Here is a 25,902-nt window from a genome sequence, read left to right as displayed (position 1 = left end):
AAGCCTCAACACAAACAGGCATGATATGGCACAGATTAAAGGCAGCGGAGAGAAGGCTGCTGATAACTGAATGGCGATCATCATTTCGCCATCTATAATTGGTTCAATTATGAATCAGATGCCGATAATGGCATCACCAGAAACAGTTCTGGAGGTAGGGTTGACTTGCGTCAACCCTACTTTCGTTGCACCAAGCCATACTTATTCGCTAGTAATTTTACTACAATTTCCGCACAAAAGTCGGACAGGAGAAAAACTGATGAGACGCCCCCTGGTACTAGGTAATTGGAAAATGAACGGCACCAAAGCCAGTAACGCAGAGCTGATCGAAGGCCTTAAAGCCGCTGCCGCTGGTGTTGATTCAGTCACCATCGGCGTTTGCCCCCCTGCAGTTTTTATTGCTCAAATCCAGGAGCTTGCGGGTGACAGCAACATCTGTATCGGTGCCCAGGACGTGAGCGTTCACGCCGGCGGTGCGTACACAGGTGAATGCTCAGCAGATATGCTGAAAGAGTTCGGTGTCAGCTACGTTTTAGTTGGCCATAGCGAGCGTCGCACCTATCAAAACGAATCTGACGAACTGATCGCCAAGAAATTCAAAGCGACTCAAGATGCTGGTTTAGTTCCTGTGCTTTGCATCGGTGAAACTCTGGAAGAGCGCGAAGCTGGCAAGCTGGAAGCGGTTATCACCACTCAGGTTAATGCAGTAATCGATGCCTACGGCATCGAAGCTTATAAAAACGCAGTGATTGCCTACGAGCCAGTTTGGGCTATCGGCACCGGTGTAACAGCATCATCAGAACAGGCACAAGAAGCACACGCTCTGATCCGTAAGTTGCTAGCCGCGCAAGACGCAGAAGTCGCCGCAGGCATGCAGATCCTTTACGGTGGAAGCATGAAGCCTGGTAACGCTGCAGAACTGATGGCGATGGAAGACATCGACGGCGGTCTGGTTGGTGGAGCCTCTCTGGTAGCTGCTGATTTCGCTGGCATTTTCAACGCAGCTAAGTAAACCTGTTTAAAGGTATTCAAGCATGATTAAACGTATTGGTGTATTGACCAGTGGTGGCGACGCCCCCGGCATGAATGCTGCGGTACGTGCTGTTGTCCGCAGCGGCCTGCAGGCTGGTCTGGAAGTTTATGGTGTCAACAATGGTTTTGCTGGCCTTCACTCCGGTGATATCCACAAATTGGACCGCTACTCTGTATCTGACACGATCAACAAAGGCGGAACATTTCTAGGTTCTGCACGCTTTCCTGACTTCAAAAAAGTAGAAGTTCGTGAGCAAGCGATCGAACAGATGAGAGAGCGCGGCATCGAGGCCTTAATCGTGGTCGGCGGTGACGGCTCCTACATGGGCGCTAAGAAGCTGACTGAGATGGGTTACCCCTGTATCGGTGTTCCTGGCACTATCGACAACGATATTGCCGGTACCAACTTCACCATCGGCTTCGATACCGCGCTAAACGTGGTAATGGAAGCGATTGACCGCTTGCGCGATACCTGCAGCTCTCACAATCGTATCTCAATCGTTGAAGTGATGGGTCGCCATTGTGGTGATTTGGCACTGTGGGCCTCAATTGCCGGCGGCGCTGAATTCCTCGTGATCCCAGAAGCTGACGCTTGGGACGAAGCCAAGCTTTTACAGCAGATCCAAGATGGCATCGCCAAAGGTAAAAAACACGCTATTGTGGTTATTACCGAGCATGTAACCGATGTAAATGCACTCGCCAAGAACATTGAAGGACAAACAGGTCTGGAAACTCGAGCGACAGTTCTGGGTCATATCCAGCGCGGTGGTTCACCGACCTGTCGTGACCGTGTTCTGGCCAGCCGCATGGGTGACTATGCAGTACAGCTTCTGGTCGAAGGCCAAGGCGGTCGCTGCGTTGGGATCCTGGCTAACAAGCTGGTACATCACGATATTATCGAAGCTTTGGAAGAGATGGTTCGTCCATTCGACAAAGAGCTATACGATCTATCGCAACGTCTGTTCTAAACAGCACTTTGTCGATTGAACATCGACAAAACATAAAGCCGATATTACGTCCCATGTAATGTCGGCTTTTTTATTCCCTAAGCAATAGATTAAACTGCCTACTTCGCTCCCCTATCAAAGACCCTACATGACTAACCGCCTCTGTCAGCTGTTAGACGAAATCAACGGTTGTCGCCTATGCGAAGCATCTTTACCTCTTGGGCCGCACCCTGTTGTCAGGGCGTCTAGCAGCGCAAAGGTTCTGATCATAGGGCAAGCTCCCGGCACCAAAGTGCATGCATCAGGTATTCCTTGGGATGACGCCTCAGGTAAACGATTGAGAAACTGGCTAGGGCTGTCGCCCGAGCTGTTTTACGACGAGCAGCAAATTGCGATTATGCCAATGGGGTTTTGCTACCCGGGCAAGGGCAAACAGGGCGATCTTCCCCCTCGACCAGAGTGTGCGCCAAAGTGGCATCAGGCACTGCTGGCACAAATGCCAAACATCCAATTAACGTTACTGATTGGACAATATGCACAGCGCTATTACCTTAAAACGCCATTTAAAACACTCACAGAGAATGTTAAACACTGGCAGAACTACCGTAGTGAAGGCCAGTTTCCTCTGCCGCATCCCTCGCCAAGAAACCAACTTTGGCTGAAAAAAAATCCGTGGTTCGAAGAGTTACTTCTGCCACCTTTAAAATCGAAGATTCAGGCTCTTATAGAGAGATAGTCCGGTGATAAAAGCCATGAAAACGTTACTCATCTTAGTCTTGGTTATACCATTTGTTAGCTTGACCAATGCAGAAGCTACACAGCCTGCAACAACGCCTATCGATCAACTGCTGAATACGTTTCACCAGTCTGCCGCGACAGCCAACGGCGAAGTCTATTTTTCACTATTTCATCGCAATGGGGTATTTATCGGTACCGATGCTGGCGAGCGTTGGACAGTCAATCAGTTCCAGGAATACGCACAGCCGTATTTCAGCCAAGGTAAGGGGTGGACTTATACACCGTCAACCCGGCACATCGATATCAGCGAAGATGGTCAGTTCGCCTGGTTCGACGAACTGCTCTGGAATGAAAAATACGGGCAATGCAGAGGCTCAGGCGCCTTGATTAAGACGCCGACGGGCTGGAAAATACTGCAATACCACCTGACATTTCCCATACCCAATACGCTGGCTAAAGAGCTAACCGAGAAGATAAAAGCGCATATCACCAAAGAATAGACACAACCACCTGTTATCGTTTGTAAGGGCGCCCATCAGGGCGCCTCTGACTCTAAAGCGGCCACGATCCGCTACTTTTGGTGATATGGCTTGCTCAATTCATGCACCGCAGATACAAAGGCACCAGCATTTTCCGGTGGTACATCCAGGTGGATGCCATGACCAAGGTTAAACACGTGGCCAGAACCTTCGCCAAACTCATCGAGAATAGTGGCGACCTCTTGTCTAATCTGCGCAGGCTCGGCATAGAGCATGGAAGGATCCATATTGCCTTGCAGCGCTACTTTATCGCCAACTCGACGTCTGGCATCTGCCATATTGGTGGTCCAATCCAGTCCCAAGGCATCACAGCCGGTAGCCGCAATCTTCTCCAACCACTGGCCGCCACCTTTGGTAAACAAGGTGACAGGCACACGACGACCATCCGCCTCACGAGTCAATCCATCAACGATTTTCGCCATGTAACGCAATGAAAATTCTTCATAAGCGCGATGCCCCAACGCCCCGCCCCATGAATCAAAAATCATCACCGACTGTGCACCTGCAGCGATCTGCGCATTCAGGTACAAAATCACCGAATCAGCAAGTTTATCCAGTAAAAGATGAAGCGCCTTCGGCTCTGCAAAAGCCATCTTCTTAATCACTGAGAAGGTTTTGGATGACCCACCTTCGACCATATAAGTTGCCAATGTCCATGGGCTACCGGAAAAGCCGATCAGCGGTACTTCGCCTTTCAGTTCACGGCGAATAGTGCGGACTGCATCCATCACGTAGCGGAGTGAATCCTCTGGATCAGGCACCGCTAACTTGGCTACGGCGTCATAAGAGCGCACCGGATGCATAAATTTAGGTCCTTCTCCCTGTTCGAAATAAAGCCCTAGGCCCATGGCATCTGGCACAGTTAGGATATCCGAAAACAAGATAGCTGCATCCAACGGAAAACGGCGTAGCGGCTGCAACGTCACTTCACAAGCCAGCTCTGCATTCTTACACAGACTCATGAAGTCACCTGCTTGTGCCCGCACTTCACGGTACTCAGGAAGGTAGCGGCCTGCTTGGCGCATCATCCATACAGGGGTGACATCAACAGGCTGTTTCAGCAGCGCCCGTAAATAACGATCATTTTTCAATTCAGTCATATCTATTCCGTTCTAAGCAGCTTGCCTGCATCATAACACTGCGCGTTGACGCACGCATTTTAACAACAGATCCGACCAATTTATGCGCAGTATCACAGTATCCATTTATGCCGATTGCAGCTTACGCTATGTGCTTGATATAAAGAGCGTGTGCTAGCGAAAATAACAAAGAAGCTCGTCAAAACGAGACTCTGTACCTTAGCCGCTTAACAGCCTCACACTCCGGTGAGGCTTTTTTATGCCCGCTGTTTAATCATTCTGTTCAATATCTGCGATCAGCTGCTCAATCAACTGCCGCGCCACGGTATAATCATCAGGTAGCGGTGGCCACACTTCGCGTTCCGTAATCGCATACCAGCCTGCATCAGAGATCTCTTTCTGTTCGAGTACTAGGTCTCCGGCAAGATAGTCAGCAGTGAATGCCATCATTAGTGCATGGGGAAATGGCCAGGGCTGGCTAGCACGATAAGTCAATCCAGTCACCGCAATACCGACCTCTTCTGCTAACTCTCTATGCACCGCTTGTTCCACCGTCTCCCCAGGTTCAATAAATCCAGCAACAACGCTATACACACCACTCTTATGACGTTTATTCTGAGCCAAAAGTATCTGCCTATCTCGGCGCACCGCAACAATAATGCAAGGGGAAAGCCGCGGATAACAGCGATGCTTACAATGGTCACAATGCATCGCCAGTTCCCACTGCACCTGTCGCATCCGCGCACCACAACGGCCACAAAATCGATGGTTGTTAAGGAAGGTTTCCCACTGACATGCCTTACCTGCCATCGCAAACTGTTCAGCAGGTAGCCGTTCTGCTAAAGAACGTAAATCGACCATCTCTGCCTGTGCAAAAGCAGTGTCCTGCTCTAGCACCACCATGTGACACGATCTCCCTTGTAACTCGCCTAGCACCATTGGCTCAAGCTTATCGTCGCTAATCGCGCCAGGTAATGCGCTAGGTAAATCACCATTGGAGGTCAATAGGATCTTTTGGCCAAAAACAATAAACCACACACTCTGCTTAGGATTTGAGGGGTCTGTTTGATAGTGAGACAAAGTCGCTTGCTCCTTAGGCAAAGATGATGTGATATAGACAACCCGATGAAATTCGGGGAAAGTATATATAACGGCTGTATCGAATACTCGGTACCTCTATCTTCCATCGGTAACGTAACGATGGCAACTCCAACGAAGAAGCAAGGAGAAGGGTAATGCTAACGCGATTGGAGCAAGCGCAAAAAGCATGGGGCGGCAGCCACGATGCCATAGACAACTGGCTAAATGAACGTCAAGACGTGTTGGTAAGCTACTGTAAATTAGCAGGGTTACCACCATACACAGCAGACAAGCAGACCCTGCCAGAAGTAGATAACATTAAACAGTTCTGTCAGCTGTTGGTGGATTACATTTCAGCTGGGCATTTCGAAGTGTACGACCGCATTGTTTCCCAATGTGAAATCAATGGTGGTAAGCACAAATTATTAGCAGAAGAACAGCAGGCTCGGCTGACTGAAACAACTCAAGCAGCACTGGAGTTTAATGACCTTTATGCTGAATCCACGGAAAGTGACGACCTGGATGGCTTCGACCAGAATATGGCAGCCCTTGGCAATGCGCTGGAAGTGAGATTTGAGCTCGAAGATCAGCTGATAGCGACACTTTTTGAAAGCGCATCAAATAAAGCAGAAACTGCTTAGCCTCATTTAGACAATATTGCTGCTGGTATGCCTCCGGCGGCAATCTTTTATGTCTGTCTGACCGAATAAAAAACCCGCTTTCATTAAAAAAGGCGCCGACATAAGGGCGCCTTTTTTAGTTGAACAGATCACATTGAATTAATGCGCGTGACCTTCATGTTCATCAGCTGCGCCAGCTTCTGCGGCGGCAGCGGCAACTTCAACATCCAATAGTTCAACTTCGAAAATCAATGTTGAATTTGGTGGAATAGTGCCGGCACCCATCTCGCCGTAAGCCAGTTCAGAAGGGATCACGAACTTATACTTTGAACCTACGTTCATCAGCTGAACACCTTCGGTCCAACCAGGGATAACCCGGTTCAAAGGAAATACTGCTGGCTGTCCACGATCCAGGGAGCTATCAAACTTAGTGCCGTCGATCAGCGTGCCAGTATAGTGAACTGTCACAGTGTCTTCAGCTTTAGGTTGAGCACCTTCGCCTTGAACCATCACTTCATACAGTAGACCCGATTCAGTGGCGGTAACGCCTTCAGTCTTAGCAAACTCAACAAGGTAGGCAGCGCCCTTTTCCTTATTTTCAACTTTCAGCACTTCAGCTTGAGTTTCACGAGCTTGGTTCAACTGGCCGTCCAAACCTTGCAATAACGTCTGGATCTCTTGATCGCTCAATTGACCGCTGTTACCTAAACCTTCAACAAAGCCCTTTTGAACCATGTCACGGTCCAATTGAATACCTAAAGCTTCATGCTCGCTCAAGTTACGGGCAATAAAGCTGCCCACAGATGAACCCAGCGCATAGGCTTGCTTCTGAGCTTCTGTTTCCAACTTGGCTGGTGCAGCCTCATTAGCGGCATCTTGTTGGCATGCAACCAGTGCGCTTACGCCCAAGGCTATCAGTGACACTTTAAACAGTGTTTTCATTTTTTCTGTGTTCTCCGTTCCTATCATGATTCGACCATGCGCCACCAACGAAAGCTTAGCTGGCTAAAGCGTGGACATTTTGTTTTACTTTCATATACAAAACGGCGCTACTCGACTTTCCAGTCGAACGCATGAGCGCCCTATATTACCGTTTACATCATCAAGCACAAGTGATAGCGAGCGCCAATGTCTAGGTTTAACTTGATCATCACATTTATCGCTCTGACCAGCCTGATCAGCGGCTGCCAGAGAAGTGAATCACCCGTCGAACAGTTCGAACACGCCGTTGGAGGCGCCTATACTGCCGCACTCTCTGAAGATGGTCGCTATGCGATAGTCTCATCGAATCAGCATGCCATTTCACTTTGGGATATCCAGCGCAATGCCCTGAAGTATGTCTGGCGTCATGAAGGCGAAGACAACTTGGTGTTAGCAGCAGATATCGCTGATGACAACAGCTTTGCCGTCACCGCAGATGTTAATCGTTTCGCGATCTGGAATATCAGTACAGGCGAATCGGTCGGCTTTTGGCAGATCCGCGACTCCAGCATCAGAGACGTTGCCATCTCCAAAGGTGGACGCTATGTACTCATAGGCAAAAGCAGTGGTGTTGTTGTTCACGTCGATATAGACACAGGGCGGCGCATAGAGTTCCTTGGCCACCAAACCAAAATTAACAGTGTCGATCTTTCCCCAAATGGGCGCTATGCCCTGTCTGGCAGTAATGACTACGTCGCTTACCTCTGGGACACGCAGACAGGTCAAGCGGTGTATCGCTTTGTGCATGAGTCCAGAGTCAGTATGGTTGCCTTAGACCATCAAGGCAGATATGCCTTTACCGCCGACAGTAAACGCGGCTCCAGGATCTGGGATCTGAAAACAGGTAAAGAGATCAGCCAGCTTAAATTTGCTCAACGGCAGAATATCTTTAGCGCCGTCAGGTTTTCTGACGATGGAAAATACCTTGCCACCGGCTCCCCCTCTCGGGTGCTTGCGCTTTGGGATGTCAGCAGTGGTAAACGGCTGCAAAAATGGTACGTCACGCCAAGAAAAGATACCCGTCCGCAAAGCGCGGTGGTGTATGCTGTCGCCTTCCAGGATGCAAACACCCTGATCACCGAAAGCTCCAGCGGGTTCGCCGAATTTTGGCCGATTGATATCCCGCAATAATTAACACCAGCAGGCTGTAACAAGATGAGTCAGACAGACGTCGAAATACGAATTGATGAACTGGAAAGCAAACTCGCTTTTCAGGAAGATACCATCCAGCAACTCAGTGAAGTTTTAGCCAAGCAGGATGAGACCCTGCGTACAGTAGAGCGGCAACTGAAGCTGATGGCTGACAAGTTCAAAAGCATGCAAAGTCATCAGATCGCCAGTGAAGCGGAAGAAACCCCGCCGCCACACTATTAATGTCGCAGACTCTGCCCATTAATTAAAAAAACCGGCGTTTGCCGGTTTTTTTGTTGTTGAACCTTGGATTAATCCGGCTTAAATATGCCAATCAGTTGATCATCAGCCACCGGGCCGCCACTCTCGCCTTGCTCCGGCCGCAATGCATGATAATCACAAGCAACACAAGCGATCTGCTCTACATCATCTTCAAAATAAACCATGATGGTGTCTTGCTGCTGACACTCCGGGCAGGTGGCTCCGGCAATGAATCGTTTACGTTGTCGCGCCATATCAACTCCTCTTGGCTTATGCGCAACAGTGTACCGATCCAGCAAGGATCTGCCAGCTCTGTCGCGGCCAAGCGACATGAGGTAAACTTCTGCCCCACTATTCCTGCACTGTTGTTGTCATGATCCAACTTAATCAGGTAGAGCTGCGCCAAGGCGCTAAACTACTGCTCGAAAATGCCAGTTTCACCCTGTTTCCCGGTCACAAAGTTGGCCTAGTCGGTGCTAACGGCTGCGGTAAATCCTCTTTGTTACAGCTACTTAGGGGTGAAATCAGCGTTGATGCTGGCGATATTCAGGTGCCAGCTCAATGGCGTATTGTCAGTGTGAAGCAGGAAACACCAGCATTGCAGAAACCAGCGATCGAATATGTGCTTGATGGCCATGTGGAGTATCGACGCCTATGTGATGCCCTAGCGGCGGCAGAGGCGCACGCTGAAGATGGCCACGCCTTAGCCGAGCTACACAGCGCGTTTGAAACCATTAATGGTTACCAACTGCCAGCAGAAGCTGCTCGCCTGATGTCTGGCTTGGGATTTGAAGAAGCCCAACTGCAGAAACCAGTATCAGATTTTTCTGGTGGTTGGCGCATGCGCTTGAATCTAGCGCAAGCCCTATTAATGCCTTCTGATGCATTGCTACTCGATGAGCCAACTAACCACTTGGATCTCGATGCCGTGATCTGGTTTGAGCGTTGGCTACAGCGCTATCCCGGCAGTGTCATCCTGATCTCACACGATCGAGATTTTCTCGATGCGACCATTGGCGGGATCCTCAGTATTGCCCATGGCGAGCTCACCCAGTACACGGGCAATTACTCCTCATTTGAACGCCAGCGTGCCGAACAACAGTTGCAGAAACAGATCGCTTTTGACCGACAACAGCAAAAAAGAGCCGAACTGCAGGGCTTTATCAACCGCTTCAAGGCCAAGGCCAGCAAGGCTAAACAAGCACAAAGCCGGATTAAAGTGCTGGAAAAAATGGAAGACCTACTGCCGGCCCATCAAGCCTCGCCGTTTAGTTTTCAGTTTCCACCGCCGCCCCATATGCCCAACCCACTAATGTCACTGGATCGAACTGATATTGGCTATAACAACACGCCGCTGCTGACCAACGTCAACTTAATGTTACTGCCAGGCAGTCGATTGGGTTTGCTCGGACATAATGGTGCAGGTAAATCGACCCTCATCAAACTGATGGCGGGCAAGCTAGCACCATTGAGCGGTGGGATCGTAATCAATCAAGGTGTGCGCCTCGGTTACTTTGCCCAGCACCAATTGGAAGCGCTCGACAGCCACGCTTCTCCGCTACTGCATCTGCAACGACTGGCACCGAAAGAGCGGGAACAGGTGTTGCGAGATTTTCTCGGCCGCTTCGGCTTTATTGGTGATCAAGCGCTCGCACCGGTTGCTCCTTTTTCCGGTGGTGAAAAAGCGCGTTTGGCCTTGGCCATTTTGGTATGGCAGGCACCCAATCTATTGCTACTGGATGAGCCGACCAACCACCTCGATCTCGAGATGCGCCATGCGCTCACCATGGCATTGCAAGCCTTCGAAGGCGCTATCGTCATTGTCTCCCACGATCGCCATTTACTAAAATCATGTTGTGATGAGTTTGTGCTAGTTGATAGCCAACAAGTCACCGACTTTAGCGGTGATCTGGATGAGTACCAGCAATGGCTACTGAGCAGCAACAAGGTTGCCTCAGATCTGGACGGTACTGACGGCAGTAGTGAAACTGCCCCGGTAAAAATAGATCGAAAAGCACAGAAGCGATTGGAAGCCGAGTTCCGGCAACAAACCAAAGCCACACGCAAGCGCATAGAAAACTTAGAAAAATTGATGGAAAAGGGCACTGATTCATTGGCAACAATAGAGCAGCGCCTCGCCGAGCCATCACTTTATGAGGCCGAAAACAAAGCCGAACTAAATCAATTGCTTTTGCAACAGGCCGAATATAAGCAGACACTGGAACAAAGCGAAGCGGAATGGCTCGAGCTGCAAGAGCAACTAGAAGAAGAAACAGAACAGTTTAGGGAACAATTAGATGGAACTGGAAGCAGATAGTTTTTGGCAGGCCTCTTACAGCCATTATCAACAGCCAGACGTAAAAGACGCTTGCTTATGGCTACAGGATGAAAAAGGCCTCAACGTTAACTTACTCCTGCTTATCTGTTGGGCAGCGGAACAGGGCATTGAATTAACACCTGTAGAGATCGACACCATGTTAACGGCTGCGGCTGAGTGGCATGAGCAAAACATAGCGATGATCCGCCAGTTACGCCGTGCCACAGAAGCGGCAACCTGGATGGATGATGATAAACGTGAGCAGTTGAAACAGAAATTACTGGACAGCGAACTGACCATGGAGCGCATCGAACAGCAGATATTAGTGGAACAGCTAAAGAGGCTTGCTCCTGCCCAAAGAAACAATGCACGGGCCGAACAAAGTTTCTGGAACTACCTGCTACACCTCAACATCCCATTAGACGAAGAGATTCAAGCCAAATTTGGCCAACTGCTGTGATCCTGTCCTGTCATCTGCTGTGCCAACCGAGTGGCATTTCTTGCCACCATGGCATAGATAGATAACTGCGGATTTGCGCCTAAACTCGTCGGGAACATCGAACCATCCATGATCCACAGATTATCTAAGCGGTGATAGCGACCATCTGAGTCAATCACCGAACTCACTGCATCATTCCCCATCGCGCACCCCCCCATCACATGAGCTGAGGTCAAGGTAGTCTGACGCGGTGCCATCGTTAGTTGCTTAATCGCCTGCTGTGCCTTCTTCCAACTGGGAAACATCTCAGCAGATTCATGCATGGGTAGAACCGCTGTCGCCCCTGCAGCAAACTGCAGTTCAGCCATTCTCAGCAGGGCATTCCGGGCGCTTTTCCAAAGGTAGTCATTGAGCGGATAATCGAGACGCGGCGCACCATCACTGCTCAATACCACATGACCGCCCTGGCTTTGCTCCTCAAAACCATCCCGCAGCAACGCCAAAGTCACTTGCAGGTGATTGAAGTCTGCCATGACATCAGCATGCCATTGACCAAAACCAACCAACTTCGAAGCGATCAAAATTGGGTGTAATGGCGGGACTTCCAGCTTGAATCCCATCTCCTCTGCTGTCGGCCAAAGAAACTGATCTGAATAGACACTTTGTGGCGCTCCACTGTGCCCATTCACCGCCTCGTTAAAGCGCGCACCACTGATCAGTACCGGATGCAAAAATGTCCGCTTACCCACCATGCCATAAGGATCAGGCAACGAGGAGCGCATGATGATCGCTGGCGTGCCGATAGCCCCCGCGGCCATCACCACTTGCGTCGCTCTAACTTGTACTGAAACTTCTGCCCGCGCCTTTCCAAACCGATCTAGCGGTCGACAATGAATGGTTGATATGCGATCACGCTCGCGCGCCAACCGCTCCACGCGCATATGGCTCATCAAGGTGGCACCGTTGTCCATTGCTGACGGTAATGTGGTCACCAACATCGATTGCTTAGCGTTGATCGGACAGCCCATACCGCAGTAGCCGAGGTTGGCACAGCCCATCACATTCCTGGGTATCACCTTATGAGACCAGCCTAAATGCTCACACCCCTGAGCCAATAATGCGTTGTTTTGATTCGGCGGTACCGCCCAAGGGTGTATATGCAGGCGCTGTTCGACACGCTCAAACCACGGCGCTAGCGCTTCGGAGGTATGCTCCTTGAGACCAAATGCTTGCTGCCAGTGTTGCAACGTATTATCAGGAGTACGCAGTGAAGTGGTCCAATTGACTGTGGTTCCGCCGCCAACACAGCGCCCTTGCAGAACAGAGATGGCACCATCCATCGTTCTACGCCCTGCCGCCTCTTGATAGAGGTGAGGATAGGCGCTGCGCTCCTCCATGTTGAAACTGCTGCTCGTGTGCAGGCCTCCCTCTTCAATGATAATGACCCGCAATCCGGCTAACGCGAATATCTCTGCAGCAAGACCACCACCGGCACCACTACCCACGACAGCAACGTCAGCTTCTAACTGCAAATCGTTACCCAGCAAAGCACCATCGATATGCTTTGCTCCGGCATTTAACACTGCTGCCATCGGATCTTTCATCGGCCCGGTACCACCCATGATGGTTTCTGGTAATTGAGATAACTCCAGTGCGATGGCTCGCCGTACCAAGCAGCCAAAACAATTTCCCGCAGCCCTTGATAAGCTTGCTGTAGCAGGTCGAGAAAACTATGACGCCACTCCTGCAACAGCGTCATACGTTGTGCCATGGTAAGTTGGTCAAGCTGTTGCCATTGACCAGCAAGTGCCCAGCGACTTAAACGCCGAGACAAGAGTGAGAGCAGTTCAAAAAATTGATCCCGGCTGAATTCCGGTAGGTACTTCAAAGCAAGTTCTATCTGCCTGGTCAGGTGATCCATCTGCTCAGCACGCTGATCCGTTTGCCGACTAATGACACCGTTAAGAATGACAGGTAAAAATGCCCGCAAAGCGGTTTCTTGATAGGGATCTAGCAGTTCAGCATGGCGTCGAGTGACCAAATCACGGTCGAAATAGAGTACCGAACCGAAAGCAACTACCGTTCCGGTACCCAGCATTGTCAGTAAAAATCGACGCCTAGATATCTGATCCATCACCACCACACAGCAGGAATTCAAACAAACGTTTAGATCATTTACTCAGATTAACTCAAAAGCCGTATAATGCAATGAGCGTCATCAAGGAGAGCTACGTTTGATCGCACCCTTTAACCCCCCGTGGTGGCTCAAAAATCCCCACTTGCAAACTATTTTGCCAACCCTGCTCCGCCGCAAGAAGCTGGTTAACACGTGGCGTGAACGCTGGGAGCTGGAAGATGGCGATTTTATCGATCTTGACTGGCTAAGCCGCACAACTGCAAGTAAACAACCCATTGTGGTTCTACTCCATGGCTTGGAGGGCTCTGTGAACAGCCCCTACGCCCAAGGTATGTTGCAAGCGATTAAGCATCAGGGGTGGCAAGGCGTGCTGATGCACTTCCGCGGTTGCAGTGGCGAACCGAATCGCCTACCTCGCGCCTACCATAGCGGTGAGATCGGCGATATCTCGGCACTCATAGATAAGCTGCAACTGGCACACCCCGATTCACCGCTGCTTGCCGTTGGCTACTCTCTCGGTGCGAATGTGTTGATCCGCTATCAGGGTGAAAAGGGAAAGAGCTCGCCCCTCTGCGCCGCCTGCGCTATATCACCCCCTTTGGATTTAGCAGCCTGCGCGGATCGTATCGGCCAAGGGCTATCCCGCATTTATCAACGACATCTGCTAACGAGAATGCGGAAAAATGTGCAACGAAAATTGACGAACAGCAAACTTAGGGCGCAGATGGAGCTTAACCAACAACAGATTGCTGAGCTCAGAACTTTCTGGCAGTTTGACCAGCATATCACCGCCCCGCTGCATGGCTTTAGCGGGGTTGATGACTACTACCAACGCATGAGTGGTCTCAGATTTATTACCCAGATCAAGCGCCCAACCCTATTGATCCATGCCGCCGATGACCCGTTTATGACCAGCGCGGTGATCCCGAAGCAGCAACAATTACCCCCTTCCTTGCAATATGAACTGTATGCTAATGGTGGTCATGTCGGCTTTCTTGACGGTGGCTTACCTTGGCGCCCAAGTTACTGGTTAGAACGGCGGGTACCACAATTTTTTCATAGTCAATTGGAAACACAATGATCATTCCTTATCAGCAGCTCGCTCCAAACACTCTGGAAAGCATCCTCGAAAGCTATGCACTGCGAGAGGGGACAGACTACGGAATTGATGAGGTACCTTTGCAACATAAAGTCGAACAGCTTATGCAACAGTTACAGCAGGGCGATCTCTTATTGGTATGGTCAGAACTGCATGAAACAATTAATCTGATGTCAAAACAATCATGGCAACAACTGCAGCAAGAGGCTTCTACAACGCAAGCATTTAACAAAGACAGCTCAAGCTAATTCATCAGCGGGGTTGACCCCGTGAGGTTAGGTTGCGATAACTAGTATTCTATATATGAAAGGTTAACTGCATGTCGGCTAAACATCCCATCATTGCTATCACTGGTTCTTCCGGTGCAGGTACCACTACCACCAGCACCGCGTTTGAACATATCTTCCGCCACAAAAAAGTGACGGCAGCCTTGGTACAAGGGGATGCTTTTCACCGTTATTCTCGCCCCGAGATGGATGTTGCCATCCGCAAAGCACAAGAGCAGGGTAAACACATCAGCTACTTTGGCCCCAAGGCCAATGACTTTGGTTTACTGGAAAACTTCTTCAAGATATATGGTGAAAGTGGCGGCGGACGTTATCGTCGTTATCTACACACTTTCGATGAAGCGGTGCCGTTTAATCAAATGCCGGGGACTTTTACACCCTGGCAGGAGTTGCCGGACAACACTGATGTACTGTTTTATGAGGGCCTACATGGCGGTATTGTCACCGAAGAGAACAATGTTGCGGAACACGTTGACCTACTGATCGGCATGGTACCGATTGTAAACCTAGAATGGATCCAGAAGATCATCAGGGACACAGGAGAACGAGGTCACTCTCGGGAAGCTGTCACCCAATCAATCCTGCGCTCTATGGAAGATTACGTTAACTTTATTACGCCGCAGTTCTCCCGTACCCATGTTAACTTCCAGCGTGTACCAACCGTTGATACTTCCAACCCATTCTCGGCATCTGATATCCCCAGCCTGGATGAAAGCTTTGTCGTGATCCGCTTTGATGATGCCAGTAAAGTCGACTTTCCCTACTGCTTGCAGATGATTGACGGCGCATTTATGTCTCGCCTCAATACCTTAGTGGTACCCGGCGGCAAAATGAGTTTTGCCATGGAGCTGATCTTGGCACCGATGATTGAAGAGCTACTGGAAAAACGGCGTAAACTGCTTGAGTTTTAAAAGCGTCACCTTTTTTGACAAAAAAAGCTCGACGCTTTCCTCCTCCATCCCCAACCAACTGATAAGTCTGATCTTTATAGGTTGGCACAAGTTATGCTCATTACTTAGTCGTAGAGGTAGTTTTAACGTAGTAAGGACGCTACCCCTGTAAATGGATTAACTAAGGAGCAAATATGAAGTACTTCATTAGCCTAATACTGTTATCACTCACCGTATTTTCGATTCCAGCGAAATCAGCAGTACTGGCTTTGGATACCGCGGGAGCTGATGTAGCAGTCTCTGTTGGTGATTGGGTGGCTAGCAAAGGAACAGGCCTTTTTAACCCTAAAACAAATGTCGGTGGCGGTAATCTGCTCGGTGTTTTGGATGGCAGTCTTGATCAAACAACCTTAAAAACAGCAGGGTTTGGTCTGGGCTTGGGCGCGTTAAAAGTTTGGAGTGGTGCTAACGTAATGTACAGCGGCAGCTCTGTGAACAAATATGTAGCCACTTTCCTCGGCACTGATGCAAGCTTCGATAATCAGCTTTATGACTTCCTGCTTGGTGGTGACCAAGTCTTCAGTAACAAAACAGCTAAGTCTGGTGATCAATCAGAGATTGATCCCCCAGATAGTGAGCCTGATGGCTATCTCGACTTCGCGTTTTACGTTACGAATACTGGCAAGTCCGTATCAAACGGTGCAAATTCTGCGGATGAAACCGGCCAAGGCCCCAACTTCCTGGTATCTGACGTATTTAGGTACAACAACTGGGAACACGTTTTTGTATTTCTAAATGATACAGGTGCTGGTCCAGATAAAGATGCTGATGATATGGTCGTGTTACTGTCTGTAGACGTACCGACTCCTTCTACCACCCTAATATACGCACTTTGCTTGTTAGGTCTGGCAGGTTTGAAGTTTAGACGTCGTTAAGTCATGTAAGCAAAACGATTGCATAGTTAAAAGGCGCCGATATGAGGCGCCTTTTTAATTAACGGACGGTGCGCTGATATCAACGAATATCAAATTCCGCTTCACAGCTCTTGAAGTAAGAGATTAGACTTTCATGCTTCGGCAGATCCAACTCAATGCCAAACATATAACCACTTTGAATAATATTGAGATGCTTAATCTTACCGCTAAAGGTGCGATTATTTCCTAATCCTAATACCGTTACTTTTACTTTTGCGTCACTGCCGCCTGGAGGCGCTTCCTTTGAATGGATCCCGACCCCTTTAGGACTGACATTTATCACCATGATATTGACCGGTTTGGCGAACATACCACCCAATCCCGCAGGCTTAATCTGCGCAGTGATAGTATTCCGGAGTTTATAGCGGGTCTCTCGACGCCGTTCCTGCTCGTCACTCATGCAAAAACCTCTTGATATATAGCATAAATGTATCATCAAACAGGCGACTAGCAAGCAACTGTTCGCTTTCCTTCACTGTTTTTGCGCTCGAGAGCAGGCTTAACAGACAAATAACTGTGCGAAACCGGAGCAAACACGACTCAGGTCAGTGATAACTACTTGGCTTTGCCACAAACTGTGGTAGTGTAGCCTGTTGACGCCGCGTGTTAACAAGGTGTTACAAGGCTAATAGATAAACGTGGTGATTTCGACATCCAGTCGGTCAACCATATATAAGTTAAAAACAAAAGACAGGAAGGAGTACCCATGGCCCTAATAGGCAAACCACAGGCCGACCCGGTATTGGAGTGGTTCCTTTCCCACTGCCATATCCACAAGTATCCGGCAAAAAGTACGCTGATCCATGCTGGCGAAAAAGCTGATACCTTGTACTACATCGTTAAGGGTTCAGTCGCGGTACTGATTAAAGATGAAGAAGGCAAGGAGATGATCCTTTCCTACCTTAATCAAGGCGATTTTATCGGCGAACTCGGTTTATTCGAAGAAGAACCAGAACGTACGGCGTGGGTGAGAGCTAAAGCACCATGTGAAGTAGCAGAGATCTCCTATAAGAAGTTCCGTCAACTGATTCAGGTTAACCCTGAAATCTTGATGCGGCTTTCAGGTCAGATGGCTGCCCGCTTGCAGACCACCAGCCAGAAAGTAGGTGATCTTGCGTTTCTGGATGTTGCAGGCCGTATTGCACAAACATTGCTTAACTTGGCAAAACAGCCGGATGCGATGACCCATCCTGACGGCATGCAGATCAAGATAACCCGTCAGGAGATAGGCCAAATCGTTGGTTGTTCTCGTGAAACCGTGGGCCGCATCTTAAAGATGTTGGAAGAGCAAAACCTCATCCATGCACACGGGAAAACTATAGTGGTTTTTGGCACACGCTAAACTTCACTTGTGTGAATACAGAAAAGGCAGCCTCAGGGCTGCCTTTTTGTTGTCCTACAAGCAACACCTAACGCACGTCGGTACTCTCAAAAATTTTATCCGCTGAAGCTGCAACAAATCCGGTATAAAGCTCACCATTAGCCATAGGATAGCGCAAGGCAAACTCATAGAAGCAGCTAGGAACCAGTCGCTTGCCGTCACTAAATAGCACGCTAGCCTGATCAGCCAAGGTTGAGGACTGCTCCAATAGCACCCCAGGAGAGCCTTTTATCTCACCGCCACTGCTATTAAGTGCAAAGCCTGCTTGTTTCAGTGCTTCATTAACAGAAGCGAGTGTAGGGTAAGCGGGCAAATGATTTACTGATACAGTGAAGTGGTTAGCACGATAGCCCCAAGCGGCCATCCAAGCCGCGTACTCGCTCTCAGCCAGTAAGCTTTTGTACTCCTGCAGTGAGCATTGCCAATGACGGCCAGAATAGAGAAAGTCATCGTTAGTCACCACGGACTTGTCCATCTGCGCAGCCAACGCCTCTACGATCTGCTGCAATTCCGGGGAACACTGTTCTACTAGCAACTCACTGATAAACACCTTCGGCAAAGCAGGATCGAGATGCTCGAAGTGTCGGGCAAACAGCTTCTTTCCAACAAATTGATACTCTTCCTTGGCTTCGTACCCAAGTGTAAAAAAATGAGCGGCAAGAACATCTAAACCAATACCTGGCAGATTAAAGGTCCGCAGCGCAATATGATCGTTGATGATCTCACCCTGCTGCCCTAACAGGTTATGTATTTTTTCTGCCGATGGTGTCACTTGCAGATAATGCTGCCACAAACCGTCAAACAGGGTGGTTGCTTGTTGATGCATTGGGCACCTCAACTCTTGTTTTAGGATTACAAAGGATAGCGGGGCCAGATTGACCCCTACTCATTTAACTTTCACCAAGCTGGCTCAGTCGATGGTTAGTCCAGGGCTTAATTTATCTGGCATAGAGATCTGCTCGACCTCCACAGAGGCCACCGGATAAGCACAATAGTCTGCCGCGTAGTAAGCACTGGGACGATGATTGCCACTGTCACCTACACCACCAAAGGGTGCAGCACTGCTAGCGCCAGTAATTGGTCGGTTCCAATTCACGATCCCTGCACGGATACGATTGTAAAACAGATCATAGAGATCTCGGCGGTCACTCAGCAGCCCTGCAGATAAGCCATAACGGGTATCATTCGCGACTTCTAAGGCTTGCTCAAAATCATCGTAACGGATCACCTGTAGTAACGGACCAAAATATTCATCATCCGGCAATCGCTCGATCTGACTCACTTCAATGAGTCCCGGGGTAATAAAGCCGTTCGCACTATCGCCACGTTGCATCGTCACGAGTGGCTTACCACCCATGGCAATCAGTTCTTCCTGTGCTTGCATCAAAGCATCAGCCGCCGCAGGCGAAATAACTGGCCCCATGAAGGGTTGCGGCTCATCCTCCGGCCCGCCGACACGGATCAACTCGACCGCCTTGATAAGACGCGCCAATATCTGATCCCCTTCACCGCCTTTTGGCAGGAATAGACGACGAGCACAGGTACAGCGCTGGCCGCTTGAGATATAGGCTGAATGGACAATATCATGCACCGCGGCTTGCGGGTCGCTGACATCTTTCACCAACAACGGGTTGTTACCCCCCATCTCTAGCGCCAAGATCTTTTCTGGTTGCCCACCAAATTGCTGATGCAACAGCTTGCCTGTATGGGAACTTCCGGTAAAAAACAAACCATCAATACCGCGATGGCCAGCCAGGTGCTTACCGGTTTCAGCAGCCCCTTGCACCATATTGATCACACCGGCAGGAAGACCAGCGGCATGCCATAAGTTAACCATTTCCTGGCCAACCATAGGTGTCTGTTCACTGGGCTTAAAGACAATACAGTTGCCAGCCAGCAAGGCCGGAATAATATGCCCATTAGGGAGGTGCCCGGGGAAGTTGTAAGGCCCAAAGACGGCCACTACTCCATGGGGCTTGTGGCGAATAACTGCGCGGCCTACTGGCATCGCTTTCTCGACAGTGCCGCTGCGCTCTTCATAGGCTTTGACAGAGATCTCGATCTTCGCCAGCATCGCTGCGACTTCGGTACGCGTCTCCCACAACGGCTTGCCGGTCTCTCTGGAGATCACCAAGGCTAATGATTCTTTCGCGCCAGCAACTTGCTCGCCAAATTGACGAATAATGGTCAATCGGTCCTCGAAGCTGCGTTGCGCCCACTCAAACGAAACAGCACGGGCGCTACTAATAGCCACATCAATCTGCGCAGAGTCTGCCATATTTCCCTGCCAAACCACTTCACCCGTCGCCGGATTGATAGAGCTAAACAGCTCACCACTGCCCGCTAACCATTTGCCATCGATGTACTGTACTTTCTCTGTCATTATTATATTCCTCGTGGCTTACTTCACGGCCAGTACACGCAGAGGATCCCCCTGCTTTACACATAAAACATCTGCAACCTCAGGCGATATCACTATGGCGCCGGTTTCATCATCGAGCACGGCCTCAACCAAGGTACAGCGATACTGAGCTAACTGGGTATTCGCGATCATATACAGCGAACCTTTGTCGACCTCTGCGAGCAACGCATGCCGACGCTGGGAGCTACGCACACTGCGGATCTGGCTTAGTTCAGCCTCAACCGTTGGCCCAGCGTCGAAGATATCGACATAACCTTTACACCTAAACCCCTCTGTTTTCAGTAGCTGCAAGGCTGGTTGTGTTTTCTCATGAACACGACCAATCACCTCTTGCGCCGCTTTACTCAGCAAGTTGACGTAAATAGGGTACTTCGGCATCAATTCGGCAATAAATACTTTTTGGCCAATACCCGTGAGGTAATCGGCGGTTGGAAAATCCATGGAGAAAAAATGCTGTTCTAACCATTGCCAGAAAGGTGAGCGGCCATGTTCGTCGGACACTCCACGCATCTCTGCGATCACAGGGGCACCAAACAGCTCTGGATGCTCGGCCATCAGTAACATACGGCTACGAGACAGCAAACGACCTGCCAAGCCTTTACGGTGGCTCTCACGCAGGAATAGCGTACAAAGCTCGGCCGCCCCCGTGTAGTCATTACACAGAGTCAGCGTTTCCACCATATTATGGATCTTCAATTCGCGGGAAGAGTGCACCACTTGCCCAACATGGTAGTGATAAAAGGCATCGGTCAAGCCAACACACGCCTCAATGCCACATGTGCCAACCACATCGCCGGATTCGGTGTCTTCCATCACCATCAAGTAACTTTCCGCTCCCGGTTTATGAGCTCGACGGGAGAAAGAACGAACAGCTCGAGTGATCTTGGAGCGCAGCAACTCTTCATTGACAGGCAAGGAGGTAAAACCGATCCCCGATTCGCAGGCGATTTGATAAAGCGACGCATAGTCCGATTCTCTAATAGGACGGATCACTAACATAGCTATACCTCCCTCTATATCCCGGCTATCAAGCAGTCACGATCTTAGCAACGGCGCGCTCAAATCGAGCCAATCCCTCTTTTACATCGGCTTCGGGAATAATCAATGACGGGGTAAAACGCAGCACATTCGGTCCAGCCACCAACATCATGGTGCCCTCTTCGACAGCCGCCATTAAGAAGTCTCGCGCACGGCCAGCGTACTTTTCGTTTAATGCCGCGCCAACCAACAGCCCTTGACCACGAATTTCAGCAAATACCTGATGTTTTTCATTAATTTGCTTCAGAGCATCACGGAACCACTGTTCTCTCTGCTTAACACCCGCCAGTACTTCAGGCGTATTCACCAACGAAAGAACCGCCTCACCCACGGCACAAGCCATCGGATTACCACCATAGGTACTACCGTGAGTCCCGACTTTCAGGGAAGGCGCTAATTTATCCGTGGTGAGCATGGCTGCAATAGGGAAGCCGCCACCCAATGCTTTCGCCGTAGTCAGCACATCAGGTGTCACTCCCAGCCCCATATAAGCGTATAGCTCGCCAGTACGACCAACCCCTGTTTGCACCTCATCAAACACCAAAAGTGCATTAAATTTGTCACATAGCGCTCTAACGCCCTTCGCAAACTCAGGATCAGCAGAAATAATTCCACCTTCCCCTTGCAGCGGCTCCATCATCACGGCGCAGGTACGATCAGAAAACAATGCCTCCAGCGCTGCCAAATCGTTATAGGGGGAATGCTCAATCGCACCAGGCTTAGGGCCGAAGCCATCAGAGTAAGTGGTTTGCCCACCGACTGTGACAGTGAAAAAAGTTCGGCCGTGGAAACCCTGTTTGAAAGAGATAATTTGGTCTTTTTCTTCACCAAAGTTCTCAACGGCATAGCGCCGCACCAACTTCAGCGCTGCTTCATTCGCCTCTGCACCTGAGTTGGCAAAAAACACCTTGTCTGCAAAGGTTGCTTCCGTGAGTTGCTTAGCGAGTCGCAGTGCTGGCTCGTTAGTAAACACATTGCTCAAGTGCCAAAGCTTGTCTGCTTGCGCCTTCACCGCGTCAACCATGGCAGGGTGACAATGACCCAGACAGTTCACAGCGATGCCACCCGCGAAGTCGATATATTCCCGTCCCTCTTGATCCCATACCCGTGAACCTGCTCCCTTAACTGGGATCATCTTCGCAGGTGCATAGGTGGGCACCATTACTTCATCAAAAAGGGCTCGAGAAACGTTCGACTCTGACATATTTTGGCTCCTATGGCCGGGAATTTGTGAAGGCACATTGGCTATTCATTGCTCAATATCAATGCAGCCGAGCCTACTCTAATGTAACCGCATTATTACCAATGCGAACAACTAAGGGAAATTTTGATTAAACAACGACTAAATATGCAAAATAAGCACTAAACACCCAATTTAAATGCATAGTTATTGCATAACAAACTCAACTTATGGCTATGCACGCGCTTTTTTAAGATTTTGCCGTGTTAATTCCTGTAGATCGTCACCTGAAAAACCGTACTGTGCCATTAACTTTACAGCCTCATCGAGCTGTATCCGACGCTGTTCATTCAAGCATAGATACTGGCTATAACAGCTAGCAAACTTCACGATTCGAGCGTATGGCGAGGTGAGTTTCCACGGCAACGAACTATGCAGCTCTCGGCTGACTGTAACACATGTTTTACATTCAGGAGAAATCTGCGGCAATAGCGCTTTCGTGATCACTTTCTGGTAACGGGAGAATTGCCTTTTGAGCATGGTAGCAGGAAGATCTAGCTCGCTAAGCAATTGATGGATCTCAGGTTTAGCTGTCAACCTTGCCTGTTGCATGTGATGCTCACACAGTGCCAGAAAGATCTGCTTAATCAACCTCAATAGCGTCAGCGAGCCGTAACTGTTGACCCAACTTAAACGACCCGCGAGATAGGGATCTAACTCCTGCTTCTCTGCCAAATAATGCGCGGCATTCGCACTGACCAGCGCATGTTGCCAAAGCCGCCGAGCAGAGTTTGCGAAAGGTCGATTATCATCCGGCAACATCTGTTCACATAAATGTCGCGCTAACAGCTGCTTCAAGCGTTCTTGACCAAAACTCGCCAGCGCATGGGGCAGGTCAACTATTGGCGTCGTAATTGCGTGGCTTTGCTTGAATAACGGCGAATTAACCGTGGCGAGCAATTCTCGTGTCAGCCAGGACAGCTGCCGTAGCTGCTGCTCCAGGTGGGATGCTGGCGCATCAAGCGCCAACATGGCTAATGACTCAGTGAGCTTGGGATTGATCGGCAGTTGCTGAAGCACAACCGGCCAATCACCAGTGAGTAATTCTGTCAATTTCGCTTCAGTTTGGGCGGTGATCCGTTGCACTAAGGTTGCCCTCAGCATCTCTTTCTGTGCCAGTCGCTGCGCATGCTGTTGTCGACGCTGCTGATCAATAGCCAGTCCCTGCAGCTTGACCTGCTGTTCATCACTAGACTCAATGAGCTCAGAGGGGGTATGGAAAGGTATGCCACAAAGATAATCCAAGTGACGCTGCTCGAGGATATGAGCGGATCCATTCAGATCCAACTCGGTCTCATGGTCGCTGGTTTGTGATGATTGAGAATGAAAACGCCCCCGCGACGGCGTTGTTGCTGATGCCATTTAGATACTCAAGGGATCAATAATCGTCTCTCACATTCTAACGGCTTTCCTTATGAACACCCGCCTAACAATGAGTAAATGTGATGCCAGCGAAATACACCAGCACCAAAAGCAAGCGCAGTAGCTAATTCAAATCGAGGAGCAGGATGGCGCGTAACGCGTTAAGAAGTTATCCAGCAGTTCATGCCCTTGCTCACTGAGAATGGATTCAGGATGAAATTGCACACCTTCCACAGCAATATCTCTATGCCTAACTGCCATCACCTCATCCATCTTGCCATTGCTGTCGCAAGTCCAGGCGGTCACTTCAAGGCAGCAGGGAAGGCTCGCAGCGTCCAGCACCAACGAATGATAGCGAGTCACTGTGAGTGGGTTCGATAATCCACAAAAGATCCCTTCGCCACGATGGCTAATGGCACTGGTCTTGCCATGCATCATCTGCCTGGCAAGAGTGACTGTCGCACCAAAAACTTGCCCCAACGCTTGATGACCTAAGCAGACACCCAAGATAGGCAGCTTACCGGCAAAGTACTCGATAGCCGGCAGCGAGATACCAGCGTCATCAGGAGTGCAGGGACCCGGGCTGATCACCAGGTACTCTGGTGCTAGCGCCTCGATCTCAGCCAGCGTTATTTCGTCGTTACGAACCACCTCGACCTGCTGGCCGAGCACCATAAAATACTGCACCAGGTTATAGGTAAACGAATCATAGTTATCGATCATTAACAGCATCTATCTCTACCTACTCTATAACCGCCTATAGACTCAACTCTCAGTATAAATCTTAAGGCAAAACCGACGTGCGCCATACGCCAAGCAATCGTCTGAAAAGAAAAGGGCTGCCTTCAATGACAGCCCTTCTATTGCGGTAACAATACTTTAAGGACGAGCGACTAAACCGACGCGCTCATACACCGTTTTTAAGGTCTCAGAAGCGATCGCTGATGCCTTCTCTGCACCTACCGCCATTATCTGCGTCAATGCCGTTTCATCTTCACGCAGCTCTTTATAACGTTGTTGGATAGGCGTCAACATCGAGACCACAGCATCGGCAACGTCTTTCTTCAAGTGACCATACATTTTATCTTCGTATTGCGGCACCAAACTTTCCACGGATTCGCCTGTCGCGCAGCTCAGCAATGTCAGCAGATTGGATACACCTGCTTTCTCTTGCTGATCGAAATAGATCCGCGCCTGCTCATCAGAATCGGTCATCGCCCGTTTAATCTTCTTCTCGATCTTCTTTGGTTCCTCTAACATCAAGACAAAATTATTCGGGTTATCATCCGATTTTGACATCTTCTTCTCTGGCTCCTGCAGGCTCATGATCCGAGCCCCCACTTCAGGGATAAAGGGGTCCGGTACTACAAAAGTATCACCATGAAGATTGTTAAAACGGGTCGCGATATCGCGAGTCAGCTCTAGATGCTGTTTTTGGTCATTGCCCACAGGTACTTTATTGGCTTGATACAGTAATACATCTGCCGCCATCAATACCGGATAACCAAACAAGCCAACATTGATATTGTTGACATTTTTCTGCGACTTATCTTTAAACTGAGTCATTCGATTCAGTTCACCCATCTGCGTATAACAGTTCAATATCCAAGCTAACTGAGCATGCTCTGGCACATGTGACTGGACAAACACGCTGCTCTGTTGTGGATCTAAACCACAAGCGAGATACAACGCCATGCCATCAAAGGTACGCTCGCGCAGCAACGCTGGCTCTTGGCGGACCGTGATCGCATGCAGATCCACCAGCATGAATAAGCACTCATGGTCCTGCTGTAACGTAATCCAGTTACGTATGGCGCCAAAATAGTTACCAATGGTAAGACCGCCGGAAGGCTGCGCGCCGCTAAGGACGATGGGTTTAGACATGTGAATGTTCCTGCAAATGCTTTG

The 25,902-nt window shown here is 49.6% G+C and carries 28 protein-coding genes; 14 read left to right on the top strand and 14 right to left on the bottom strand.

Features of this window, described 5'->3' with window-relative positions:
• The first annotated feature begins 259 nt into the window (after positions 1-259).
• The 4 genes from tpiA to EXY25_RS06520 all read left to right on the top strand — a co-directional run bounded on the left by tpiA (position 260) and on the right by EXY25_RS06520 (position 3,217).
• On the top strand, positions 260-1,012 hold the full coding sequence (gene tpiA / locus EXY25_RS06535) for a triose-phosphate isomerase (protein ID WP_130566171.1): 753 nt from the start codon (positions 260-262) through the stop codon (positions 1,010-1,012).
• A gap of 22 nt (positions 1,013-1,034) precedes the next feature.
• Positions 1,035-2,000, top strand: coding sequence for a 6-phosphofructokinase (gene pfkA, locus EXY25_RS06530; RefSeq protein WP_114339863.1), 966 nt, complete (start codon positions 1,035-1,037; stop codon positions 1,998-2,000).
• Between the two features lie 127 nt (positions 2,001-2,127).
• Positions 2,128-2,715: a uracil-DNA glycosylase family protein gene (locus tag EXY25_RS06525; protein WP_130566170.1), complete on the top strand. Its 588-nt coding sequence runs from the start codon at positions 2,128-2,130 to the stop codon at positions 2,713-2,715.
• 16 nt (positions 2,716-2,731) lie between these two features.
• Positions 2,732-3,217 carry a nuclear transport factor 2 family protein gene (locus EXY25_RS06520; protein ID WP_130566169.1) on the top strand — a complete coding sequence of 162 codons (486 nt, stop codon included), beginning with the start codon at positions 2,732-2,734 and terminating at the stop codon, positions 3,215-3,217.
• 71 nt (positions 3,218-3,288) lie between these two features.
• Here the strand turns inward: EXY25_RS06520 and hemE are convergent, their stop codons facing one another.
• The gene (gene hemE, locus EXY25_RS06515) at positions 3,289-4,356 is read right to left on the bottom strand and encodes a uroporphyrinogen decarboxylase (protein ID WP_114339860.1); all 1,068 of its coding nucleotides are present in this window, start codon (positions 4,354-4,356) and stop codon (positions 3,289-3,291) included.
• 249 nt (positions 4,357-4,605) lie between these two features.
• Positions 4,606-5,415, bottom strand: a complete 810-nt coding sequence (gene nudC / locus EXY25_RS06510) for an NAD(+) diphosphatase (protein ID WP_165419289.1) — start codon at positions 5,413-5,415, stop codon at positions 4,606-4,608.
• A 155-nt stretch (positions 5,416-5,570) separates the two neighbouring features.
• Between nudC and rsd the strand changes: the two genes are divergently transcribed.
• Positions 5,571-6,056, top strand: coding sequence for a sigma D regulator (gene rsd, locus EXY25_RS06505; protein WP_114339858.1), 486 nt, complete (start codon positions 5,571-5,573; stop codon positions 6,054-6,056).
• Positions 6,057-6,194: 138 nt separating this feature from the next.
• On the opposite strand, the gene fkpA is transcribed toward rsd, so the two are convergent.
• Positions 6,195-6,977, bottom strand: coding sequence for an FKBP-type peptidyl-prolyl cis-trans isomerase (gene fkpA, locus EXY25_RS06500; RefSeq protein WP_130566167.1), 783 nt, complete (start codon positions 6,975-6,977; stop codon positions 6,195-6,197).
• A gap of 186 nt (positions 6,978-7,163) precedes the next feature.
• On the opposite strand from fkpA, the gene EXY25_RS06495 reads away from it, so the two are divergent.
• Together EXY25_RS06495 and EXY25_RS06490 are read left to right on the top strand one after the other, a co-directional pair.
• Entirely contained in the window at positions 7,164-8,147 is a 984-nt protein-coding gene (locus EXY25_RS06495) for a WD40 repeat domain-containing protein (RefSeq protein WP_130566166.1), read from the top strand.
• A gap of 24 nt (positions 8,148-8,171) precedes the next feature.
• Positions 8,172-8,390, top strand: coding sequence for a SlyX family protein (locus EXY25_RS06490; protein ID WP_114339855.1), 219 nt, complete (start codon positions 8,172-8,174; stop codon positions 8,388-8,390).
• 68 nt (positions 8,391-8,458) lie between these two features.
• Here the strand turns inward: EXY25_RS06490 and EXY25_RS06485 are convergent, their stop codons facing one another.
• Positions 8,459-8,662: a YheV family putative zinc ribbon protein gene (locus tag EXY25_RS06485; RefSeq protein ID WP_114339854.1), complete on the bottom strand. Its 204-nt coding sequence runs from the start codon at positions 8,660-8,662 to the stop codon at positions 8,459-8,461.
• A gap of 119 nt (positions 8,663-8,781) precedes the next feature.
• On the opposite strand from EXY25_RS06485, the gene EXY25_RS06480 reads away from it, so the two are divergent.
• Together EXY25_RS06480 and EXY25_RS06475 are read left to right on the top strand one after the other, a co-directional pair.
• Positions 8,782-10,725: an ATP-binding cassette domain-containing protein gene (locus EXY25_RS06480; protein WP_130566165.1), complete on the top strand. Its 1,944-nt coding sequence runs from the start codon at positions 8,782-8,784 to the stop codon at positions 10,723-10,725.
• The gene (locus EXY25_RS06475; RefSeq protein WP_114339852.1) at positions 10,706-11,185 is read left to right on the top strand and encodes a TIGR02444 family protein; all 480 of its coding nucleotides are present in this window, start codon (positions 10,706-10,708) and stop codon (positions 11,183-11,185) included. Before EXY25_RS06480 ends, EXY25_RS06475 begins: the two co-directional genes overlap by 20 nt.
• Here the strand turns inward: EXY25_RS06475 and EXY25_RS06470 are convergent.
• Entirely contained in the window at positions 11,158-12,786 is a 1,629-nt protein-coding gene (locus EXY25_RS06470; protein WP_114339851.1) for a GMC family oxidoreductase, read from the bottom strand. The two genes, EXY25_RS06475 and EXY25_RS06470, sit on opposite strands and share 28 nt — an antisense overlap.
• The gene (locus EXY25_RS06465) at positions 12,765-13,298 is read right to left on the bottom strand and encodes a hypothetical protein (protein WP_130566164.1); all 534 of its coding nucleotides are present in this window, start codon (positions 13,296-13,298) and stop codon (positions 12,765-12,767) included. The genes EXY25_RS06470 and EXY25_RS06465 overlap by 22 nt, the downstream gene beginning before the upstream one ends.
• Positions 13,299-13,398: 100 nt before the next feature.
• Between EXY25_RS06465 and EXY25_RS06460 the strand changes: the two genes are divergently transcribed.
• The 4 genes from EXY25_RS06460 to EXY25_RS06445 all read left to right on the top strand — a co-directional run bounded on the left by EXY25_RS06460 (position 13,399) and on the right by EXY25_RS06445 (position 16,512).
• Positions 13,399-14,382: a hydrolase gene (locus EXY25_RS06460; RefSeq protein WP_130566163.1), complete on the top strand. Its 984-nt coding sequence runs from the start codon at positions 13,399-13,401 to the stop codon at positions 14,380-14,382.
• Complete coding sequence (locus EXY25_RS06455) at positions 14,379-14,648, top strand: YheU family protein (protein WP_130566162.1); 270 nt, start codon at positions 14,379-14,381, stop codon at positions 14,646-14,648. Before EXY25_RS06460 ends, EXY25_RS06455 begins: the two co-directional genes overlap by 4 nt.
• A gap of 71 nt (positions 14,649-14,719) precedes the next feature.
• On the top strand, positions 14,720-15,598 hold the full coding sequence (locus EXY25_RS06450; RefSeq protein ID WP_114339847.1) for a phosphoribulokinase: 879 nt from the start codon (positions 14,720-14,722) through the stop codon (positions 15,596-15,598).
• 173 nt (positions 15,599-15,771) lie between these two features.
• Positions 15,772-16,512 (top strand): hypothetical protein, encoded by a 741-nt coding sequence (locus tag EXY25_RS06445; protein WP_130566161.1) that lies wholly within the window; start codon positions 15,772-15,774, stop codon positions 16,510-16,512.
• Positions 16,513-16,591: 79 nt separating this feature from the next.
• Here the strand turns inward: EXY25_RS06445 and EXY25_RS06440 are convergent, their stop codons facing one another.
• Complete coding sequence (locus EXY25_RS06440) at positions 16,592-16,951, bottom strand: PilZ domain-containing protein (RefSeq protein WP_158538110.1); 360 nt, start codon at positions 16,949-16,951, stop codon at positions 16,592-16,594.
• A 306-nt stretch (positions 16,952-17,257) separates the two neighbouring features.
• Here EXY25_RS06440 and crp point away from each other — a divergent pair, with 306 nt between their 5' ends.
• Positions 17,258-17,893: a cAMP-activated global transcriptional regulator CRP gene (crp, locus tag EXY25_RS06435; protein WP_114339581.1), complete on the top strand. Its 636-nt coding sequence runs from the start codon at positions 17,258-17,260 to the stop codon at positions 17,891-17,893.
• Between the two features lie 67 nt (positions 17,894-17,960).
• Here crp and EXY25_RS06430 read toward each other — a convergent pair whose 3' ends face one another.
• The 7 genes from EXY25_RS06430 to trpS form a co-directional block, all read right to left on the bottom strand.
• Entirely contained in the window at positions 17,961-18,758 is a 798-nt protein-coding gene (locus EXY25_RS06430) for a DUF1338 domain-containing protein (protein WP_130566160.1), read from the bottom strand.
• An 84-nt stretch (positions 18,759-18,842) separates the two neighbouring features.
• Positions 18,843-20,315 (bottom strand): succinylglutamate-semialdehyde dehydrogenase, encoded by a 1,473-nt coding sequence (gene astD, locus EXY25_RS06425; protein ID WP_130566159.1) that lies wholly within the window; start codon positions 20,313-20,315, stop codon positions 18,843-18,845.
• A gap of 18 nt (positions 20,316-20,333) precedes the next feature.
• Entirely contained in the window at positions 20,334-21,353 is a 1,020-nt protein-coding gene (gene astA / locus EXY25_RS06420; RefSeq protein WP_114339584.1) for an arginine N-succinyltransferase, read from the bottom strand.
• A 28-nt stretch (positions 21,354-21,381) separates the two neighbouring features.
• A complete protein-coding gene (locus EXY25_RS06415) occupies positions 21,382-22,596 on the bottom strand; it encodes an aspartate aminotransferase family protein (protein ID WP_130566158.1) in 1,215 nt (404 codons plus the stop codon).
• Positions 22,597-22,806: 210 nt separating this feature from the next.
• Complete coding sequence (locus tag EXY25_RS06410; RefSeq protein ID WP_130566157.1) at positions 22,807-23,994, bottom strand: HDOD domain-containing protein; 1,188 nt, start codon at positions 23,992-23,994, stop codon at positions 22,807-22,809.
• 129 nt (positions 23,995-24,123) lie between these two features.
• Positions 24,124-24,726: an anthranilate synthase component II gene (locus tag EXY25_RS06405; protein WP_130566156.1), complete on the bottom strand. Its 603-nt coding sequence runs from the start codon at positions 24,724-24,726 to the stop codon at positions 24,124-24,126.
• A 147-nt stretch (positions 24,727-24,873) separates the two neighbouring features.
• Complete coding sequence (trpS, locus tag EXY25_RS06400; protein WP_130566155.1) at positions 24,874-25,878, bottom strand: tryptophan--tRNA ligase; 1,005 nt, start codon at positions 25,876-25,878, stop codon at positions 24,874-24,876.
• Between the last annotated feature and the right edge of the window lie 24 nt (positions 25,879-25,902).

Source organism: Corallincola spongiicola (genome assembly GCF_004284785.1).
Lineage (GTDB): Bacteria > Pseudomonadota > Gammaproteobacteria > Enterobacterales > Neiellaceae > Corallincola > Corallincola holothuriorum.
Note: the sequence above shows the minus strand (reverse complement) of the source record. Positions and strands in the feature narration are given on the sequence as shown.